We start from the raw sequence: 19,363 nt of genomic DNA on the forward strand, positions 1-19,363 counted from the left end.
ATCCCTATGCATTCAGCACTACAGATTCACGTCGGAAAAACTGCTTACGCGCACCTGCAACACCATGGCTTGCGGGCGCAGGATATCGCTGTCATCCCCGCTGCGGCTGGCGGACCAAAAGGCTTGATTTTGCAAGCGATGGATCAATGGTTATTTGGCGAGTGGTTGCCATCAGCACCACGTGAGCGAAGCCTCATTGGTGCCTCGATTGGGTCATGGCGAATGGCTGCGGCAAGTTGTGCTGATCCGGTTGCGGCATTCGGGCGACTGGGAGATTTGTACTGCGAACAAAGCTATCCAGAAAAACCGAGTGCTCACTACGTCACCACCGAAATACAAAGCCTGCTCAAGGCCTTTATCGGTGGCTATGAAAAAGAAATCGTAGAGCAACCTTGGCACCGTTTACATTTAATGACCAATCGAGGGCTTGGCAGACTCGATGCGCCTAGTTCTGAGGCCAAGGCCAAGTATGGATTTGTTGCGGCGACCTTTGCGAACCTCGGATCGCGTTCGCGTCTCGCGAAGCATCTCGACCGCGTTGTCATTGGCGATGCACGCGATCCCTTGCCGTGGTTGAAAGCCTCATTTGATCGCTTCAACACCCAGTTTTGCCCCCTAGCACAAGACAATCTCACGCCAGCGCTATTAGCGTCAGGTACCTTGCCGCTGATTATGGAACCAGTCAATCATATTCCCCACGCGCCTCGTGGCACCTACTGGGACGGTGGCATCATTGACTATCATTTGGCATTTCCGTATTCACGACTGAACGACACAACAGACGCCAACAATGCCAGCTCCGAATTGGTGTTGTACCCCCACTTCACCGATCACATCATCCCTGGCTGGCTCGATAAGGCATTGCCGTGGCGTCGTGCACACGCATGGCAGCATCGCCATTGGCTCGACAATGTGATCATGGTCTCGCCGTCGAAAGATTTTTTGAAGATGCTACCGCGCGGTAAATTGCCGGATCGTAAAGATTTTTTTCATTACGGCACCAACCACCATGAGCGCATCTCCGCATGGAAAACCGCCATCGCCGAAAGTGCCCGTCTGCGCGATGAATTGATCGCCTTTATCGAAAAACCTGATCTCAATAAGGTACAACGTTTTTATTGAACGTACCGTGGTCGCTGATGAAGGACCACTACTCTTCTGCAGTGGATGAGGCGTCTGGTCTAGGTGACTCAGGTGACTCAGGTGGCTCAGGTGATTCGAATGGCAACGGAGGTAGTTGACGCCCCCGCTGCATGAGGGCTTGTCGCAACAAGTACTCTACTTGCGCATTCGCACTCCGTAATTCTTGCGCAGCCAACCGTTCGATCTCTGCCCATAAGGCAGGATCGATACGTAAAGGAAACGATTTTTTACCTGGACTTGCCATCGTTATCTTATCCAGACAAACGTTAGTTATACAGCGTACCGGTATTCACCACAGGCTGTGTCTCTTTATCGGAACATAAGACAACCAGCAAGTTGCTCACCATCGCTGCTTTACGTTCGTCGTCGAGTTCAACGATTTTGCGTTCTGACAGTCCTTGCAAGGCAGCCTCCACCATCGTGACCGCACCGTGAACAATTTTTTTACGGGCGCTGATGATGGCCTCGGCTTGCTGACGGCGCAGCATCACCTGTGCGATTTCGGCAGCGTAAGCCAAGTGGGTTAATTTGGCATCTTCTACTTCAATGCCTGCTGCTGCAAAACGTAAATGCAATTCAGCCCGCAATGCCCCCGCGACAATGTCGACACCTGCCCGCAAGGTAGTCTCCCCCGTTGCCAAGTCTTCACCATCATCGTAGGCATATTGTGCTGCCAAATGACGGATCGCTGCTTCTGCCTGTACATTCACAAAGCGGTCGTAATCATCCACGTTATAAATCGCTAATGCCGTATCCTGCACCCGCCACACAATGGCAGCACCGATTTCGATAGGGTTACCGCGTTTGTCATTCACCTTGAGTGGTGCAGTGTTCATGGTGCGCGCACGCAGGCTAATTTTGCGATTACCGTAAAAGGGATTCACCCACCGCAAGCCCTCACTGCGATCTGTCCCTTGGTATCCACCAAACAAGGTCAATAAGATAGCCTCGTTTGGCTGCAACATATAAAAGCCTTTTAAGATAAAGACCCCTACCACGATCATGAACGCTCTAACCGCCACCGCCGACATGCGTGGTTCTGCAATTTGTTGGGATAACTGCACAAACAGATAGACCGCTCCGCCGATTAATCCCAACGCAATAATAAACATCACATAACCATTCCACGACGTGAGATTGCGCTCGCGTAAAAGGAGACGTGCAGTGCTGGCTCTGTGGGATGATGGTTCAGGTACTTTATTAACGGTACTCATGGTGACTCCAATAAGAATTGAATTTCTGGTTTTTATTCTTGAATCAATACTGTGCTCATGACATGTGACTCACATCGTCATCAAGCGATCTCAGGATGAAATCAAAGTGATATCACTTTAGGATAAAATAAGGGGAAGTCAAGGCAGATGTGGCATATATTTCAATTACTAAATTGCCATCGTTCAATACCCTTCATACGTCGGTGTATTTCCGCTGCCCCTCTCCGCCGAGACATATCCCAGAAGTCATACCGCCTATCATCACCAACCACCCCTTTTCATGGGGCAATAAGGTAAGCTAGCGCGCTATTCTGAAAAAAGTCTTTATTTCCTATGAAAACCCGTATCCGCACCGAAGCCGCCGCGTTGTGGCAACTCGCCTGGCCCGTTCTCGTTGGTCAACTTGCTACCGTTGGGATGGGCGTTTCCGATGTCGCCATGACAGGCCATCTGAGTGCAGAAGAATTAGCCGCTGTTTCCCTCGGGGCCTCACTCTGGTCCATTATCTTGGTCACCGTCATGGGTACGATGATGGCAGTCAATGCGGTCATTGCCCACGAAGTCGGTGCCAATAGCCTCGACAAAGTACCGCACACCATGCGCCAAGCCGTGTGGATGGGGGGCGGTGTGGGTCTGCTCGCTTGCCTTATTCTGAATGCAGCCACCATTATTTTTGATTACCTGCACATCGATCCTCTGGTAAATCAAAAGGCGTCGCAGTTTGTGCATGAGATTAGTGTAGGCTTACCTGCGTTTGGGATGTACCGTGCACTGTATGGCTACACCACCAGTCTCAATGAAACCAAGCCCGTGATGATGATTGCTTTGGGTGGTCTTGGATTTAATATCCTCATTAACTGGATTTTTATTTATGGTCATTTGGGGATGCCGCAGCTTGGCGCGACGGGATGTGCTTTGGCAACAGGTGTCGGTCTCTGGCTGATGTTGGTCGCGATGCTATTGTGGATGCGGCGCGCTGAGGTGTATCGCGCTACCTACCCTTTCACCCACGCAGAAGGACCGGTGTGGCATGAAATCCGCTCGATGCTCAAATTGGGCTTGCCAATTGGTGTGACGTATTTTGCTGAGGTGTCGGCATTTGGTGCGGTGGGCTTGCTTGTGGCACGGTTTGGCGTCATTCCAGTATCAGCGAATCAGATTGCCCTCAACTTCTCGTCACTGGTATTTATGGTGCCGCTAAGCATCGGCATTGCCTTGACCACCCGCGTAGGGCAAGCGCTTGGGGAAGGCGACACACAACGAGCACGTTTCATCTCTTGGGTTGGTGTGGGCTTGGGACTGGCTTTTGCGATCCTCTCTGCGACGTTCATTACCGCTTTCAGGGACATCATTGCTGCGGCCTACACCACCGATCCTGCTGTCCAGAAAATGACGGCAACCTTGTTGCTCTTTGCCGCCATTTTCCAGTTATCAGATGCTGCGCAGGTCACGACATCTTGCGCGATCCGGGGCTACAAAGTGACGCGCACTCCCATGTTGATCCATCTGATGGCGTTTTACGGCTTTGCCTTACCGATTGGTTGCTACTTAGGGCTCGCTCCTGCGTGGATGCCATGGGCGCCAGCCACTCCCATGGCTGCACAGGGTTTCTGGATAGGATTGGTACTGGGTCTGACCGTCGCTGGGGGCTTCTTACTGGCTTATTTGCAGCGAATCAGCACGATGCGAGTCAGATTAGCGGCTAATTCCGGTAAAATAGCGGGTTGATTGGATTTATTCAGCGAGTTTCTTGCCCGTCTGGCGCCCGAGTGGCTTGCCTGACTGGCATCTTTATCGTACACCCTCTGTGTACAAGGACATATTATGAGTCTCAAATGCGGCATCGTCGGCCTGCCTAACGTCGGCAAATCTACTTTATTTAATGCACTGACAAAAGCGGGCATTCCGGCAGAAAATTATCCTTTCTGCACGATTGAGCCAAACGTTGGTATCGTTGAAGTGCCTGATCCACGTCTCAAACAGTTGTCTGAGATTGTCAAACCAGAACGCATCCAAAACGCGATCGTTGAGTTCGTGGATATTGCTGGTTTGGTCGCAGGCGCATCAAAAGGTGAAGGTCTGGGTAACCAATTCTTGGCACACATCCGTGAAACAGACGCTATCGTCAATGTGGTGCGTTGCTTTGAAGATGACAACGTGATTCACGTTGCCGGTAAAGTCAGCCCACTGGACGACATCGAAGTCATCCAAACAGAATTGGCGCTCGCTGACATGGGTAGCGTAGAAAAAGCGATTCACCGCGAAAACAAAAAAGCACGTTCTGGCGATAAAGACGCTGCAAAATTGGTCGCTCTCTTAGAGCGCATCATGCCGGCACTCAATGACGCTAAGCCAGTGCGCGCGTTGGGCTTGGATGCAGAAGAAATGGCATTGCTCAAACCACTGTGCCTCATCACTGCAAAACCCGCAATGTACGTCGCCAACGTGTCTGATTCTGGTTTTACAAATAACCCATTACTGGATCAATTGACGGCCTTTGCTGCTGCACAAAACGCACCTATCGTCGCCATCTGCGCCGCGATCGAATCCGAAATCGCTGATCTGGACGACGCTGACAAAGCAGACTTCCTCGCCGACATGGGCATGGAAGAACCAGGTCTTGACCGCCTGATTCGCGCCGCATTCAAATTGTTGGGTCTGCAAACCTACTTCACTGCTGGCGTTAAAGAAGTCCGCGCGTGGACCATCCATATCGGCGACACAGCACCACAAGCCGCTGGCGTGATCCACACCGATTTCGAACGCGGTTTCATTCGCGCTCAAACGATCGCCTTTGAAGACTACATCGCCTTCAAAGGTGAAGCAGGCGCGAAAGAAGCAGGCAAAATGCGTGCTGAGGGTAAAGAATATGTCGTGAAAGATGGCGATGTGTTGAACTTCTTGTTTAACGTCTAAAACATCACTTTCGATCAGCAATAAGATAAAAAAAACCGCGATGGGATTTCTCTCCATCGCGGTTTTTTTACGTCTTCGTTCGTTAAGCTTATTTTTTCGGCTTATCGTTGATGTCGTGACCGTTCACTTTTTTCATGCCATTCGCGTAATCAAATACGACGCTCAGTTGATCATTTTCTTCTTTAATCATGCCTGCAGCAATCAATGCTTGTAGACCCGCATTGGTCTGTTGCTCAGCGTCAGGACCTGGCTTGAGTGAGCTCACCAATTTTGTGATTTTGAGCGCCAGCGCTTTTGGCATCGTCAGTTCAACATGCGCAGCAATTTTCTTGAACAGGAGAGCTGGGCTACTCATGTCTTGTTTTTTAGGATGATCTAACCAGACTGCGCCTTTCAATACAGCTTTCAACGCTTGGTAAACAACCGACAATTCTTTGATTTCAAAACGTGAGTTTGGAGAAATCACTGGCAACAATTTTGTGTCAAAGATCTTTTTGGATGCGACTACGCGTTGGTCAAAATCGGGGGTATTTCGATTGAGATCGACGATTTGACGCAGAAATTCTGCTGCTGGTGCTTCGTTGATATTTAAAATACTGTAGTCAAAACGAATCGGTCCAATCATCTGACCACCAACAAATACCTCGTCGACGCCGCTCGAAATATCCATGTTCATGAGAGGTCCTTGCTGAGTCGTGTTTGAATTCAATTCAACACCACGGACATAACCCATTTTGCCTGCATCGCCGAAATGAAAATTGACTTCGGGGATAGAAAAATGTGCTTTGCCTAACGTCAGAAAGTGCGCATTGTAGAAGGCATCCTGCGAGATATGCATTTTTTTGAATTCAATACTGGCATCATTGCCAAAACCTTGAGAAAAATAAGGCCAATCAGCAGAACTCACAAAGTGTTTGAGGTCCTTGCTGTAAGTCACTTGACCGGACATCGGTTCCCAACGGCTCTGCGTGTTGAATTTGCTGTCTTTATAGTCCAGTGACTGCATCAGGAAAGTCAATTCTACGTCACCGTTGGGTAAATCCCGCAGGCCAAAATGCAATGGATCAGGGTTACCAAACATTTCTTTAAAATCCGCCTGTGCCGCAGCGGAAAATTGGAAATCGACAAAGCGATTCAGACTCGCCTTGGTAACAGGCTTCATCGAATATGGGACTAAGATTTCTTTTGCGACTGCCTCATAGACACGTAAAACCGGCGTATGTTTGACGATGCTCTCGACATCAGGTGCGTGCGGTGTAACCGTTTGCGTTCCGGATGGCGTATCCGTCACCTTGGTCGTTGATGTTACCGCCGGTGGTGCTGGTACGACTGTCGTTGACTGGGTGGATGTTGCGTCTCCAGAAGTAACGGTTATCTGGGGTGTCGCGTCCACTGGCAAACTAACAATTAACGTGGAACACATGGCGGTGAGAAGCGCGGTTTTTTTCATAGTCGTTATAGAGGTCAACTTCAATCAGATATTCCACGGCAGATCAAACTGAAAAAGCATGATAAACGGTGTCGCACAGCGCGGAACGGAGTTGCCAATATATCTACTTATTCATCGAAAGTACAGCATGCACGCGATAAATTGCCTCCTTGTTGAGGTTCTTTGTCGATAGCAACCAACACATCCGAGACGGTCACGCGTTGTGGTGGGTATCAACGATAGCGTGCACGTTGCGGGGCGCTGATTTCATCTGTTTGTCACAAAAAAGGAAACCCGCAAACTATCTCTGCGTCGCGTCGGTATTGCATTAAAATAGCTGATATCCGAATTACAACAACAGAACTTTGACAGGACCCGGCATGCCGAGCATTACCGAGCTGACTCTCTATCCGATTAAATCCTGCGCTGGCATTGCCGTCAGCGAGGCAACAATGACAGCGGCAGGCTTACGTGTCGGACAGGTGAATGACCGCGAGTGGATGCTCGTGACACCACAAGGGCAGTTCATCAGTCAGCGAGAATATCCACAAATGGCACGCATTCGCTGCATGATTGGTGCGCAGCATTTACAAGTCGACGCGCCAGACATGCCGCCCCTCTATTTGCCGCTACAGACAACGTTCTTACCGAAAAGTGACATCAAAAAGCGGTCAGTTGTGATCTGGGAATTTGCGTTAGAAGCGGACGATTGTGGTGACGCGGTCGCTACCTGGTTTAGTCACTACCTTGGTACTGCATGCAGGCTAGTCCGATTTTCTGAAGACGCACAACGCTACGCCAATACCAAGTGGACGGGTGACACGCTCGCTCCTACGCGGTTTTCTGATGGCTATCCCTTGCTGCTGATTTCTCAAGCATCATTGGACGATCTCAATGAGAAATCCATCCAGCAAGGACGTGCGCCCGTTCCCATGAACCGGTTCCGTCCCAATATTGTGGTTGATGGGATTGAGGCATTTGAAGAGGATTATGCGGAAAGCTTTGCGATTCGCAATCAGATACAATTACGCCCTGTCAAACCATGCCCGCGCTGCCCCATGCCTGCGATCGATCAGGAAACCGGCATTCCGGGACCGAGTCCGGTCGATATTTTGCAAGCCTATCGAGCAAATCCTATCGTTGATGGCGAGATTACTTTTGGTATGAACGTCATCCTCGACAGTGGCATCGGCGCAACAATTGCCGTCGGAGACGACGTCGAGATAACTATTGCCTTTTGATACCACATAGATTAGCTTGCATGTCTGCACTCGTGCAATTTGAGAGAAATTGATGAACGGTACTGCCCCTCTTTCCGCCTCACATCCGTCGCACATTTCTGTGCAGGATGAGTTGCGCATGGAAAATCGTATTCTGCGCGCGCGGTTGGATGACATTCTTGAGCATGCACATCGCAATCAGAATATTATGGAGCGGCACCAAAAATTCGAATTACAAATCATTGGTGCAAGCCACTTTCGGGAATTAATTACTAGCGTCTTCAGCTCACTGGCAACAACGTCAGAACTGGATGTGGTTAGTTTGATTTTGATTGATCCACGGCAGGAATTGCAGCAGATGCTGCACGACTTGCGCATCAATTTGCGCGAGTTTCCCCATATGCTGTTTGTACGGACAGAACGCGAACTTCAAACCCCAAGCATTAGTGCGACCAAACCCGTTCTTGGCCCCTACCAGCGCCATCTCTATGAACAGTTTTTTCGTAGCTATAGTAAAAAACCCGCCAGCGTGGCATTGATCCCGCTAATCCGGCAAGGTCGCCTGATTGGTTATCTCAACTTGGGCAGCTATGCTGTTGAGCGATTCTTGCCTACGATGGCAACCGATTTCATTCAGCGACTCGGTTCGATCATTGCGATTTGTCTTGAGAACGTGATTAACAATGAGCGCCTGACGTACATTGGTCTCACAGATCCACTCACCAACGTCAGCAATCGCCGTTATGTTGAGCAACGTACTTTGGAAGAAATTGCACGTGCTCGTCGTCAGGGTTATGGCATTGCTTGTATGTATCTGGACATTGATTTCTTCAAGAAGATCAACGATCAGTACGGGCACCAAGGCGGAGACGATGTTTTGTGCGAAGTCGCCCGTCGTATCAAAGCGGAACTGCGCCTCAGCGATACCTTAGGACGATTTGGTGGCGAAGAATTTGTGGTACTACTCATCAACGCGAATCTACAAGACGCGATGCTGGTAGCAGAACGCATCCGTCGTAGCATTGCGGAAAAAGCGTTTCAGTTATCCGAATCAGGGGTGTGCCAATGCACGATCTCGATTGGCTTAACGACGGTCTCAGAAAAAATAAATCGGGGCGATGAAACGACCGTCGCAAAGGAAATGATTTCTCGCGCTGACCGCGCCTTGTACGACGCGAAACGGTCGGGGCGGAATATGGTTCGCTGCGAGTAACTTGTACTCACTCGCTCATCGTCATCGAGACGACGACCACCATGACTCTTTAGGGTATTACTTTGTTTGTTCCGCCTGCAGACGTTCGTATTTGGCTTGTAGCTGATCTTTCGATTCGCGCCATTCTGGATTGAATGGAATGCAGTTCACAGGGCAGACTTGTTTGCACTGTGGTTCATCGTAGTGACCGACACATTCAGTGCACTTATGGGGATCGATTTCATAAATTTCCGGACCCATGAAAATCGCGTCATTAGGACATTCGGGCTCGCACACGTCGCAGTTAATGCAATCGTCGGTAATCATTAAAGCCATACTTACTCACTTCTCTTTCTACACTTCAGACCAGGCGAGGTGCCCGATCTGATGTTGATGCAGCCGCCATGGGCTGCAGTACTTATTTGTTTTCGTTCGCAGCGGCGACTTTTTGCTTGAGCCAACGATCAACGGAGGGGAAGACAAATTTAGACACGTCACCACCGAACATCGCAATTTCGCGCACAATCGTGCCGGAGATAAACTGGTATTGATCAGAAGGTGTCAAAAACAGGGTTTCTACATCGGGCAGCAGATAACGGTTCATCCCTGCCATCTGGAATTCATATTCGAAATCAGACACAGCACGCAAACCACGCACGATCACGCGCGCGTCATTTTTCCGGACAAAGTCTTTGAGTAGCCCTGAAAAACTCTCCACCCGCACGTTCGGATAGTGCCCCAGTACTTCATTGGCAATATTCAGACGCTCTTCGAGTGAAAAAAATGGCTTTTTGCTTTTGCTATCCGCAACACCCACCACCAGCGTATCAAACAAACCTGAAGCGCGACGTACCAGATCTTCGTGACCGCGGGTCAGCGGATCAAATGTTCCCGGATATACGGCTGTGACCATCTTCACTCCTATTTTCGCTAATTGCATAATCATATGCACCAATTTGATCTGCCATTATGCCTGATTTTCGTGCGGTTTACGTGCTCAGATGTTGCATTGCAAAATATGAAAATACACACTTCCTGCTTTATCGGCACGTATCACCTGCCATCCACTCAGCAGTGCCTGCATATTTTCATCATCGCTCTCGGGTTCGAGCGGGAATTCAGACTCGACATAGACACAAGAACGTGCATGGATCACTTCTTTACACAAAGGCAAGATTTTCGCTAACCAGCCTTGCTCAAACGGTGGATCCAAGAAAATAACATCAAATTGCTGACCCTGCGCCGACGCATTGGCAAGGACTTTGCCTGCATCACCCCGAATTAACTGGCACTGCGCGGCTTGCAATTTCGCTTTGACCTGCTCTAGCTGCTTAAAGGCGGGCGTATGTGACTCCACCATCACCACCTGCGCGGCACCACGGCTCGCGGCTTCAAAGCCCAATGCGCCGCTGCCTGCAAACAGATCAAGACAGCGCAATGGCGTCCAATGGGCATCGACCAAGTGATTGAGCCAGTTAAATGTGGTTTCTCTGACACGGTCTGGCGTTGGTCGTAAGCCTTCGGCCTCGATCACACTCAGCAGGCTACGCTTCCACTGTCCTCCTATGATGCGGACCTGATGGGCGGCGCGTTGCGGGGAAAGAGGCTTTTTGGTCTTGGGTTTCATTGTTTGCTTGACACTGGTAAATCGAATTACCGGGCGTGGTCTGTTAGAATGGCAGCATTCTATAATACTTGGGTGGGCTGTTGACAGCCATCCATCTTCCGACAAAATCATCCCCGATGTTTAGTTTTTTCAAAAGAAAACCCAAAGATGAGCCAGCGCCAGCGCCGCAAAGCGTTGCTGCGCCTGCTTCTCCAAGCGTCAGCCCTGCTCCTGCAGAGGTGATTCCCGCCGCCGTCATAGAGACAGTCGTCGACCACCAAACCCCCGCAACGAGTGAGCCGACGCCAGCCCCCGTGGAGCAAAAACGCTCTTGGTTGAGTCGTTTAAAGACAGGTTTGGCAAAAACGTCGTCCAATCTCACGACATTATTCATTGGCGCGCGAATCGATGACCAACTGTATGACGAATTAGAAGCCGCGCTGCTGACTTCTGATGCAGGCGTCGAAGCGACCTTATATTTGCTGGATGCCCTGAAAAAGAAAGTCAAAGATGAAAAACTGACTGACGCAGAGCAAGTCAAGGCAGCACTGAAGGTTTTATTGTTAGATTTACTGACGCCACTGCAAAAACCCCTCGAACTTGGTCGCCATCAACCAATGGTGATGATGATCGCCGGAGTCAATGGTGCCGGCAAAACGACGACGATTGGCAAATTGGCCAAGCACATGCAAGTTCACGGACAATCGGTGCTCTTGGCTGCCGGCGATACGTTCCGCGCTGCAGCCCGCGAACAATTGTCCGTGTGGGGTGCGCGCAATGATATTACGGTGATTTCGCAAGAATCCGGTGATCCAGCTGCCGTTGCGTTTGATGCCGTTGCGTCTGCCCGCGCCAAAGGAACAGACGTTGTGATGGTCGACACCGCTGGTCGCTTGCCAACGCAATTGCATCTGATGGAAGAGCTGAAAAAGATCAAACGCGTCATCGCCAAAGGGATGGAGGGCGCGCCACAAGAAGTCTTGCTCATTATTGACGGTAATACAGGTCAAAATGCCTTAGCGCAAGTCCGTGCCTTTGACGATGCATTGCAATTGACGGGTTTGGTGATTACCAAGCTGGACGGAACAGCCAAAGGCGGCGTGCTGGCTGCGATCGCTAAAAATCGTCCCATTCCGGTGTACTTTATTGGTATTGGCGAGCAGATTGAAGATTTGCAGCCATTCAATGCGCAAGAATTTGTCGACGCCTTATTTAACTAGAGCCCGCTCATTACTCCGCCATGATCGAATTCGATAACGTCTCTAAACTGTATGCCGGCGATGCCTGTGCCTTACGTGATATTTCTCTGACCATTCAAGACGGTGAGCTGATTTTTTTAGCAGGACCGTCTGGGGCAGGCAAATCAACGTTATTAAAAATGATCGCGGGTATCGAGAAGCCGACCAGTGGTCGTGTCATGGTCAATGGTCAGGACATGAGCAAGTTGCAAGCAGGCAGTCTGCCGTATTTGCGCCGAAAACTCGGCTTGATTCTGCAAGACCAAAAGCTGCTCAATGATCGTAGCATTCTCTCGAATGTGATGTTACCCCTCATCGTGACTGGCGCGGCTGCGCACGAAGCAGAGTCCCGTGCCCGTGTTGCGCTTGAGAAGGTAGGTCTGGTCGATAAAGCCCATGCGCTTCCATTGACCCTCTCTGGCGGCGAACAGCAACGTGTGGCGATTGCACGGGCGATTGTGAATCGGCCCAAAATTATTCTCGCGGATGAACCCACTGCCTTTCTGGACCGCGATAACGCCAACAAGGTGTTAAATGCGCTCAAGGTCTTCCAAAGCGCGGGCGTGACGTGCCTGATTTCCAGCCACGATGAACAGTTTTTGGATCAAGCAAGCCGCGTGATTTATCTCAATAACGGACAAATCACGGATGCCTGGAATGGTAACCATATCGCCGCCTGATCACGTCTTTTCAAGGAATTTTCTATGACCATCTGGTTTCGTGAGCATCTGTTTGCGTTAAAAAGTGCCTTTACCCATCTGCGTGCCGGCACTGGAAATTTTTTATTTAACGTATTGGTCGTTGCCATTGCACTGGCACTGCCGATTGCTGGCCTCACCCTGATAGAAAATATTCGCCCTATTTCTTCGCAATTGTCGATTGAGCCCGAAATCAGTATTTTCGTGAGCCCAGACACACCACGCGAAAGTGCGACAGCCTTATCCCTTCCGATCAAGCGCTTGCTAAAAGAAGACGGTATCACTGGAAAACTGTCTTTTATCCCCAAAGAAAAAGCGTTATCTTCGATGCAAGACTCGTCCAGCCTTGCAGAGGTCTTATCAACATTAGGCGGCAATCCCCTGCCGGATGCCTACGTGTTGTCGCTGTCGAATAACGACGCCGCTCAATTAGACCGCTTGGTTGAACAAATCAAAGCTTTGCAAGATGTCGACGTGGTCCAAGTAGATTCCGCATGGGTCAAACGCTTGGCGGCACTGGTACAGATTTTCCAAATGGGTTTGTTGTTTATGGCCATTACGCTGGGTGTCGTGGTGATTGTGGTGGTATTTAACGCAACACGGCTGCAAGTGATCTCCCATCAAGCAGAAATCTCTGTGACCCGCTTATTGGGGGCAACCAACAGCTTTATTCACCGCCCGTATTACTACACTGGTGCGTTATTAGGACTACTGGCAGGCGTTCTGGCACTCGGTGCGATTGCCGCGTCCCTGGCACCACTGAACAAGGCGATTGCTGAATTTGCCAAGCTCTATGCCTCAGAGTTCCGACTGACACCATTGGGCATCTTACCAAGCTTAGGATTACTGGCAGTCAGTATGTTCCTTGGCTTATGTGGTGCTTACCTGTCCGTACGACGCCAACTGGCCCGAGCGAGCTGATCTTTTGCTCCCACGCGGTCGTGCATCAAACAAGTGATGCAACTTTTTTTGTTTTCACTACTCTAACGAGGGTAAATAGGTAATTGATCAGCCTTAAATACCCTTAAATAGACGCTGAATCGTTATTGATGACGCCATAGACACATGTTGTCGCCATGACGCTGTCGGGAAAATCGTATTTTATTGTCAAAATATAATTTTCAAGGCACAAAAAGGGAATGGTCATCATCTTTCCCCATGGCAAATTTGACGCTTACCAGTCTGAGATTGGACCATCAATTTCAACTATTAGCACTCTTCTTCAGAGAGTGCTAATATAAGGGCTTATACCGCTCAGTTTGATTATTTTTAATCAGACTGGCAGCAATGAGGAGGAACCTTCGCAATGACTTCGACACAACTTATCCCTACGACAGAGAGCACCGCACTGGCACTGGGTTTTAGTGGCACGCTCGGAAATATTGACGCTTACATCTCTGCCGTCAATCGTTTGCCGATGCTGAGCCATGAAGAAGAAATCGATCTGGCAAGTCGCCTGCGCAAAGACAATGATCTGGGCGCTGCGCAGCAATTGGTTATGTCACATCTGCGCTTAGTTGTTTCCATTGCCCGTGGTTATCTAGGTTATGGCCTGCCCCACGCCGATCTGATTCAAGAAGGCAACATTGGTCTGATGAAAGCCGTTAAACGCTTCGATCCAGATCAAGGTGTGCGTTTGGTGTCTTACGCCATGCATTGGATCAAGGCGGAAATGCACGAATACATCCTGAAAAACTGGCGCTTGGTGAAGGTAGCAACCACCAAAGCGCAGCGTAAGCTGTTTTTCAATCTGCGCAGCCATAAAGAAGGCTTGGAAACCATGTCTCCAAAGCAGATCGACGCTTTGGCAAAGACTTTGGACGTAAAACGCGAAGAAGTCATTGAAATGGAAATGCGCCTGTCAGGTCACGATATCGCATTGGATGCGCCAACGGATGACGATGACGAAAAATTCGCACCCATCGCTTATCTGAAGACCGACTCCGATGAGCCAACCCGTGTGCTTGAAACGCGTCAATATGACCGCTTGCAAAGTGAAGGCTTAGAAAGCGCCTTGTCCAAATTGGATGCGCGTTCACGCCATATCATCGAGGCACGCTGGTTGAAAAATGACGACGGCTCAGGCGCGACACTGCATGAATTGGCGGACGAATATGGCGTCTCTGCTGAGCGTATTCGCCAAATCGAAAGTGCTGCATTGAAAAAAATGAAAGGTGCGCTGGCAAGTTACGCGTAAAAAAGCCAAGCGCCCAAAAAAAAGCACACGATTTGCGTCGCGTGCTTTTTTGTTTTCTGGCAGTCTCGATGAGATTGCCAGTGAATGTCTTCTTCGCTGCTTTATTTCAGCAACAATTTGAGATCGTGCACCACTGGTGCTGTTCCCTGTCCATGGCGTAAGAACAGGCGAATATGTCCCTCGGTATCAAACACATAGCTCCCTGCGGTATGGTCCATGGTATAGCTGTCAGGCGCGTTACCAGGTACTTTTTGGTAATACACTTTAAACTCTTTCGCCACCTTTGCTGTCGCTGCGGCATCACCGTACATACCTAAGAAACGCGGATCAAAGTTAGGGACATACGACGCCAGCAACGCTTGAGTATCGCGCTCAGGATCAATCGTCACGAAAATTACCTGTACTTTGTCTGCTTGCGGGCCTAATTGCTTCATGACATCGGCCATCTCGGCCATCGTGGTTGGACACACGTCAGGGCACTGCGTATAACCAAAAAACATGACTACCACTTTGCCTTTAAAGTCGGCCAAGGTACGGGGTTTGCCGTTGTGGTCGGTCAGTGCAAAATCCTTGGCGTAATCAATCCCTGTAATGTCGGTATTGCTAAATTTTTCTGCAGGTGGATTACACGCTGACAACAGTGACGCCATCGCTAAAGTGACGATGAGCAAAAAACGGGAAGAGAGCTTTTTCAGCATGATTAAAATTTCAAGTAATGGTCGACCAATAACGCTGCGAAGAGCAACGACAAGTAGACGATGGAGTAAGTGAAGGTCTTACGTGCCAAGATATCGGTATAGTTGCGCAGCATCTGCCATGCGTACCATAAGAAAATACCACCCAGCAACACCGCACTGATCAGATAAATCAAACCACTCATGTGCACCGCAAACGGCAACATGGTTGTGGCAAATAAAGCGATGGTGTAGAGCCAAATATGCAACAGGGTAATTCGAGGACCATGGGTAATCGGCAGCATTGGCAAACCGGAACGCGCGTAGTCGTCACGGCGATACATTGCCAAGGCCCAGAAATGCGGTGGCGTCCAGATAAAAATAATCATCACCAGCAACCACGCTTGCATCGGCACATCATTCGCCACAGCAGCCCACCCTAGCGCAGGCGGCATCGCCCCTGACAGACCACCGATCACGATATTTTGTGGCGTCGAGGGCTTCAGAATGATGGTGTAAATAATGGCATAGCCCACAAAGGTGACAAACGTCAGCCACATGGTGAGTGGATTCACCATCGTATCGAGGATCCACATCCCTGCCCCGCCAATGACGCCAGAAAACACAAGGGTCTGGAGCGCACTGATCTCACCTTGTGCGGTAGCGCGACGTGCAGTACGTGCCATGCGGGCGTCGATTTCTCGTTCAACGAGGCAATTCACTGCAAAGGCAGCACCCGCCAACAACCAGATACCGATTGTTGCTGGCACAACAATGCGCCAGTCTGGTAAATCTGGGGTAGAGAGAAACATGCCGATGACAGCGCAAAATACGGCTAATTGCGTCACACGCGGCTTTGTCAGCGCCCAATACTGAGCGAGACGGTTGGAGGGCAAACTTAAAGTTGTCATGTTAAATCACTGAACTGGCTGCATGGCTCGCATGCCTAACACGATAGTTTAACATGGTCAGTAACAGCACTAGCATTGCCGCACCACCATTGTGCAAAACTGCTAACAGTAAAGGCCACGAAAAAAAGACGGTAGAAATGCCAATCACAACTTGGAAAATGATGGCCGCCATAAGTTTTTTTCCCAATGATTCAATACCCGGTGTGCGTATCGCCCGCCAAGCAACATAGCTGACAACCGCCAGCACCAACAACGCAACGTTTCGGTGAACCCAGTGAATTGCTACCAGTGCTGGGAAAGGCAAATACTCTCCATTGGCTGTTTTTCCTAATTGGCGCCATAACGTAAACCCCTGTTCAAAATCCATCGTTGGGACCACCTGCCCCTGGCACAAAGGGTAATCAGCGCAAGCAAGTGCCGCATAGTTAGTACTTACCCAACCACCTAATGCAATTTGCACAAAAACCAATAATAAGGCCAAGGCGGCAGGTAAAGCGAGGGCTTTGAGCAATAACGTAGCGGGCGAACTCACGCGCAAAGGAGTCCGGTGTTGCTCAAGCACCGCTGCCAACAGCGCCAGCAAACTCATACCAAGGAGCAAATGGGTAGTCACGATGACTGGTTGCAGTTTCAGCGTCACGGTCCACGCCCCAAAAGCACCTTGAACACAGACGCAAAGCAAGGTCGAGGTGGATAGCCAAGGCGATATCGACGTCGTTTTTCTACGAATCCACGCCAGTGCCACCTGCGCACAAATCAGCGCGCCAACGCTCATGGCCAAATAACGATGAACCATTTCGATCCACGCTTTCTGGACAGTGACAGGCCCTTGCGGCATGGCGATCTCTGCCGCTTTAATCTCTTGATGGGACAATAAAGGATTCGCTTGACCGTAGCAGCCTGGCCAATCAGGACAACCCAGTCCTGAATCGGTGAGGCGAGTAAATGCCCCAAACATAATCAATTCAAACGTCAGTGCCACCGTGACGGCAATGAGCTTGCGATGTTTATTTTTTTCTTTCGACAAGAACACCAGGCAAAACGGGATCACCGCGACACCGAGTCCTGTCAGAGCAAGTTGCAACAACATAAGACTTAACCTATCGCCGAAGCGCGTAATAATTTACCCAGATCTTTTTTGATGCGATTGGGATCGGCATCTTTTGGAAAGCGCATCATCAGGTTGCCGAGTGGATCGATGATGTAAATATGATCACTGACCTGTGACTCACCTGTTGCTGGCAACCATCCTTGCAAGGCCTTCACGTCCGCATGCATCACATGTAAGCCATCGTGTTCACGCAGCAAGGTCGTGGCAACGGGCTGATCGTCGGTCAATAACCAGACGCGCTCAATACGGTCCATTTCCTTCCCTTGCGTTAATCGGACCTGACGAACGTCAATGAGCTTTTTCTGGCACGCGTCAGCGCAAGTGCCACTATCCACCGTTAGCATGATCCACTTACCCTGATAAGCAGCGAGGCCAGTGGGCTTTCCGGTCACAGCAGGCGTCTCGTCGCCGAGTAATCGGGCATGCAGCTCAGGCATAGGGTACTGACGCGGATCGAGAATCGTTCCGTAGTTAGTACGTCCACTGGGCTTAATGACGTAATACGAGAGATAAGACGCAATCATCGGGGCCGCGCAGACGGCGATGATGAGTAATAACTTCCAACGGCCTTTCGCCGTCTCAGCGGGTTGTCGCATGGTCGGTGGCGCTATGGTGGGCATTGGTGTCTGATACTTTGTGTTTTCCACGACGAATTCCTGTCACAACAAAAAAAAGGCATGCCATTGCAGACAACGCATACCATTGGAAGGCATAGGCTCGGTGTTTCTCCACCCCAGCAGACGGCATCGGCCACTGACGCAGCAAACCATCGCCCGTATCCGATACCTGTTCAACAATCAACGGTTCAAATGACAACCGACTTTGTTGAGCAAGTTGAGCGATATCGATATTCTGCACAATCGCCGCTGGCTTGAGGACATCGGCTTGTCCCAACTGCATCACACGATCTAACTGTTGACGCACGATACCTTCAATTTCTACCGTCCCTGTCGGCGTAGACAACGGTGGGAGCATTTTCCTGTCCTGTTGGTTCCGCGCTTGCCATCCACGGGCGACGAGCACGTAGGATTGCGTTCCTTCCAGCCGAAAGGGCATCAAGACATAGAGACCCGCATTCCCCTGCATCGGTCGGTTATCCAAATATAACGGCCACTGTGCAACATATTCACCACGCATCACAACGTGGCTGAACGGTGGGATAGATGATAATGCTTTTTCTGATCCGACGTGCACCGCAGGCTGTTGCGATAGTGCCTTGATTTGGCCAGCGATTTGCTCTTTTTCAAGCGCACGGCGCGTTTGCCATTGTGCGAGGCTTATACCGATGCTGACCACCACAACCGTCGCAACGAAGGGAAAAAATTTCAAGCGAAACGAAATAGACATGGGCACAGAACGAAAGTATTACAATAGAAATCCTCAAGCGCATAACGCGCTGTTGGCAGGCAACGATATCAACATTGAGGCGGATCGATCAATGTCATATCAGCGGACAATGTATTCAACCTAGTATGACGTCATCATAAAGTTTACGCATGAAAATTCTCGTCGCCATCGCTTTTATCCTGATTATAGTCAGTATGGGATCTGCCTTAGTGTTTTTAATGAAAGACAAAGGCAAGAGTAACCGAACAGTCAAAGCGTTGGCATTGAGGGTTGGTTTTTCGGTTAGCTTATTTTTGTTGATTTTGATCGCTCATCACTTTGGTCTCATTCAACCGACTGGTATCCGCTAAACCAAACGCAACGACATCACCGACCATATCCACTTCATGAATCATCATGGATCGTCATGGTTCGTCATGGCTTGATCGGGATCATCCGCTCCTGAGATCAATGCACGGTATGCCGCT

The 19,363-nt window shown here is 49.9% G+C and carries 21 protein-coding genes; 10 read left to right on the forward strand and 11 right to left on the reverse strand.

From position 1 onward, the window contains the following. The first annotated feature begins 6 nt into the window (after positions 1 to 6). The gene (locus ACO0K2_RS13850) at positions 7 to 1,122 is read left to right on the forward strand and encodes a patatin-like phospholipase family protein (RefSeq protein WP_423019765.1); all 1,116 of its coding nucleotides are present in this window, start codon (positions 7 to 9) and stop codon (positions 1,120 to 1,122) included. Positions 1,123 to 1,150: 28 nt separating this feature from the next. Here the strand turns inward: ACO0K2_RS13850 and ACO0K2_RS13855 are convergent, their stop codons facing one another. Together ACO0K2_RS13855 and ACO0K2_RS13860 are read right to left on the reverse strand one after the other, a co-directional pair. Beyond that, positions 1,151 to 1,387 (reverse strand): hypothetical protein, encoded by a 237-nt coding sequence (locus tag ACO0K2_RS13855; RefSeq protein ID WP_423019767.1) that lies wholly within the window; start codon positions 1,385 to 1,387, stop codon positions 1,151 to 1,153. Between the two features lie 22 nt (positions 1,388 to 1,409). Further along, positions 1,410 to 2,357 (reverse strand): SPFH domain-containing protein, encoded by a 948-nt coding sequence (locus ACO0K2_RS13860; protein WP_423019769.1) that lies wholly within the window; start codon positions 2,355 to 2,357, stop codon positions 1,410 to 1,412. Positions 2,358 to 2,690: 333 nt separating this feature from the next. Between ACO0K2_RS13860 and ACO0K2_RS13865 the strand changes: the two genes are divergently transcribed. Together ACO0K2_RS13865 and ychF are read left to right on the forward strand one after the other, a co-directional pair. Continuing rightward, the gene (locus ACO0K2_RS13865) at positions 2,691 to 4,085 is read left to right on the forward strand and encodes an MATE family efflux transporter (protein ID WP_423019771.1); all 1,395 of its coding nucleotides are present in this window, start codon (positions 2,691 to 2,693) and stop codon (positions 4,083 to 4,085) included. Positions 4,086 to 4,181: 96 nt separating this feature from the next. After that, positions 4,182 to 5,273: a redox-regulated ATPase YchF gene (ychF, locus tag ACO0K2_RS13870; RefSeq protein ID WP_423019773.1), complete on the forward strand. Its 1,092-nt coding sequence runs from the start codon at positions 4,182 to 4,184 to the stop codon at positions 5,271 to 5,273. An 88-nt stretch (positions 5,274 to 5,361) separates the two neighbouring features. Here the strand turns inward: ychF and ACO0K2_RS13875 are convergent, their stop codons facing one another. Then, positions 5,362 to 6,723: a DUF945 family protein gene (locus ACO0K2_RS13875; protein ID WP_423019775.1), complete on the reverse strand. Its 1,362-nt coding sequence runs from the start codon at positions 6,721 to 6,723 to the stop codon at positions 5,362 to 5,364. A gap of 359 nt (positions 6,724 to 7,082) precedes the next feature. Here ACO0K2_RS13875 and ACO0K2_RS13880 point away from each other — a divergent pair, with 359 nt between their 5' ends. Next, complete coding sequence (locus tag ACO0K2_RS13880; RefSeq protein WP_423019777.1) at positions 7,083 to 7,943, forward strand: MOSC domain-containing protein; 861 nt, start codon at positions 7,083 to 7,085, stop codon at positions 7,941 to 7,943. Between the two features lie 118 nt (positions 7,944 to 8,061). Continuing rightward, positions 8,062 to 9,135 (forward strand): DUF484 family protein, encoded by a 1,074-nt coding sequence (locus tag ACO0K2_RS13885; RefSeq protein WP_423019779.1) that lies wholly within the window; start codon positions 8,062 to 8,064, stop codon positions 9,133 to 9,135. Between the two features lie 57 nt (positions 9,136 to 9,192). Here ACO0K2_RS13885 and ACO0K2_RS13890 read toward each other — a convergent pair whose 3' ends face one another. The 3 genes from ACO0K2_RS13890 to rsmD all read right to left on the reverse strand — a co-directional run bounded on the left by ACO0K2_RS13890 (position 9,193) and on the right by rsmD (position 10,741). Then, positions 9,193 to 9,450 (reverse strand): YfhL family 4Fe-4S dicluster ferredoxin, encoded by a 258-nt coding sequence (locus tag ACO0K2_RS13890; RefSeq protein ID WP_423019781.1) that lies wholly within the window; start codon positions 9,448 to 9,450, stop codon positions 9,193 to 9,195. Between the two features lie 82 nt (positions 9,451 to 9,532). After that, a complete protein-coding gene (coaD, locus tag ACO0K2_RS13895) occupies positions 9,533 to 10,027 on the reverse strand; it encodes a pantetheine-phosphate adenylyltransferase (RefSeq protein ID WP_423019783.1) in 495 nt (164 codons plus the stop codon). Between the two features lie 84 nt (positions 10,028 to 10,111). Beyond that, positions 10,112 to 10,741 carry a 16S rRNA (guanine(966)-N(2))-methyltransferase RsmD gene (rsmD, locus tag ACO0K2_RS13900; protein ID WP_423019785.1) on the reverse strand — a complete coding sequence of 210 codons (630 nt, stop codon included), beginning with the start codon at positions 10,739 to 10,741 and terminating at the stop codon, positions 10,112 to 10,114. Positions 10,742 to 10,857: 116 nt separating this feature from the next. On the opposite strand from rsmD, the gene ftsY reads away from it, so the two are divergent. From ftsY to rpoH, 4 genes are all read left to right on the forward strand, one after another. Continuing rightward, entirely contained in the window at positions 10,858 to 11,940 is a 1,083-nt protein-coding gene (gene ftsY / locus ACO0K2_RS13905) for a signal recognition particle-docking protein FtsY (RefSeq protein WP_423019787.1), read from the forward strand. Positions 11,941 to 11,960: 20 nt separating this feature from the next. After that, complete coding sequence (locus ACO0K2_RS13910; protein ID WP_423019789.1) at positions 11,961 to 12,638, forward strand: cell division ATP-binding protein FtsE; 678 nt, start codon at positions 11,961 to 11,963, stop codon at positions 12,636 to 12,638. A 24-nt stretch (positions 12,639 to 12,662) separates the two neighbouring features. Further along, positions 12,663 to 13,577 carry a cell division protein FtsX gene (locus tag ACO0K2_RS13915; RefSeq protein WP_423019791.1) on the forward strand — a complete coding sequence of 305 codons (915 nt, stop codon included), beginning with the start codon at positions 12,663 to 12,665 and terminating at the stop codon, positions 13,575 to 13,577. 385 nt (positions 13,578 to 13,962) lie between these two features. Beyond that, positions 13,963 to 14,853 carry an RNA polymerase sigma factor RpoH gene (gene rpoH / locus ACO0K2_RS13920; RefSeq protein ID WP_423019793.1) on the forward strand — a complete coding sequence of 297 codons (891 nt, stop codon included), beginning with the start codon at positions 13,963 to 13,965 and terminating at the stop codon, positions 14,851 to 14,853. Positions 14,854 to 14,954: 101 nt separating this feature from the next. Here the strand turns inward: rpoH and ACO0K2_RS13925 are convergent, their stop codons facing one another. From ACO0K2_RS13925 to ACO0K2_RS13945, 5 genes are read right to left on the reverse strand one after another with little or no spacing between them, the layout of a single operon-like run. Beyond that, positions 14,955 to 15,551 carry an SCO family protein gene (locus tag ACO0K2_RS13925; RefSeq protein ID WP_423019795.1) on the reverse strand — a complete coding sequence of 199 codons (597 nt, stop codon included), beginning with the start codon at positions 15,549 to 15,551 and terminating at the stop codon, positions 14,955 to 14,957. 2 nt (positions 15,552 to 15,553) lie between these two features. Continuing rightward, the gene (gene cyoE / locus ACO0K2_RS13930; RefSeq protein ID WP_423019797.1) at positions 15,554 to 16,438 is read right to left on the reverse strand and encodes a heme o synthase; all 885 of its coding nucleotides are present in this window, start codon (positions 16,436 to 16,438) and stop codon (positions 15,554 to 15,556) included. A 1-nt stretch (position 16,439) separates the two neighbouring features. Then, on the reverse strand, positions 16,440 to 17,528 hold the full coding sequence (locus ACO0K2_RS13935) for a COX15/CtaA family protein (RefSeq protein ID WP_423019799.1): 1,089 nt from the start codon (positions 17,526 to 17,528) through the stop codon (positions 16,440 to 16,442). A gap of 5 nt (positions 17,529 to 17,533) precedes the next feature. After that, on the reverse strand, positions 17,534 to 18,169 hold the full coding sequence (locus ACO0K2_RS13940; RefSeq protein WP_423019801.1) for an SCO family protein: 636 nt from the start codon (positions 18,167 to 18,169) through the stop codon (positions 17,534 to 17,536). Further along, on the reverse strand, positions 18,129 to 18,896 hold the full coding sequence (locus ACO0K2_RS13945) for an SURF1 family protein (protein WP_423019803.1): 768 nt from the start codon (positions 18,894 to 18,896) through the stop codon (positions 18,129 to 18,131). Before ACO0K2_RS13945 ends, ACO0K2_RS13940 begins: the two co-directional genes overlap by 41 nt. A 149-nt stretch (positions 18,897 to 19,045) precedes the next feature. Here ACO0K2_RS13945 and ACO0K2_RS13950 point away from each other — a divergent pair, with 149 nt between their 5' ends. Next, complete coding sequence (locus tag ACO0K2_RS13950; protein WP_423019805.1) at positions 19,046 to 19,246, forward strand: twin transmembrane helix small protein; 201 nt, start codon at positions 19,046 to 19,048, stop codon at positions 19,244 to 19,246. Positions 19,247 to 19,363: the final 117 nt, after the last annotated feature.

The organism is Undibacterium sp. MH2W (genome assembly GCF_049340215.1).
In the GTDB taxonomy this organism is placed as follows: Bacteria; Pseudomonadota; Gammaproteobacteria; order Burkholderiales; family Burkholderiaceae_D; genus Undibacterium.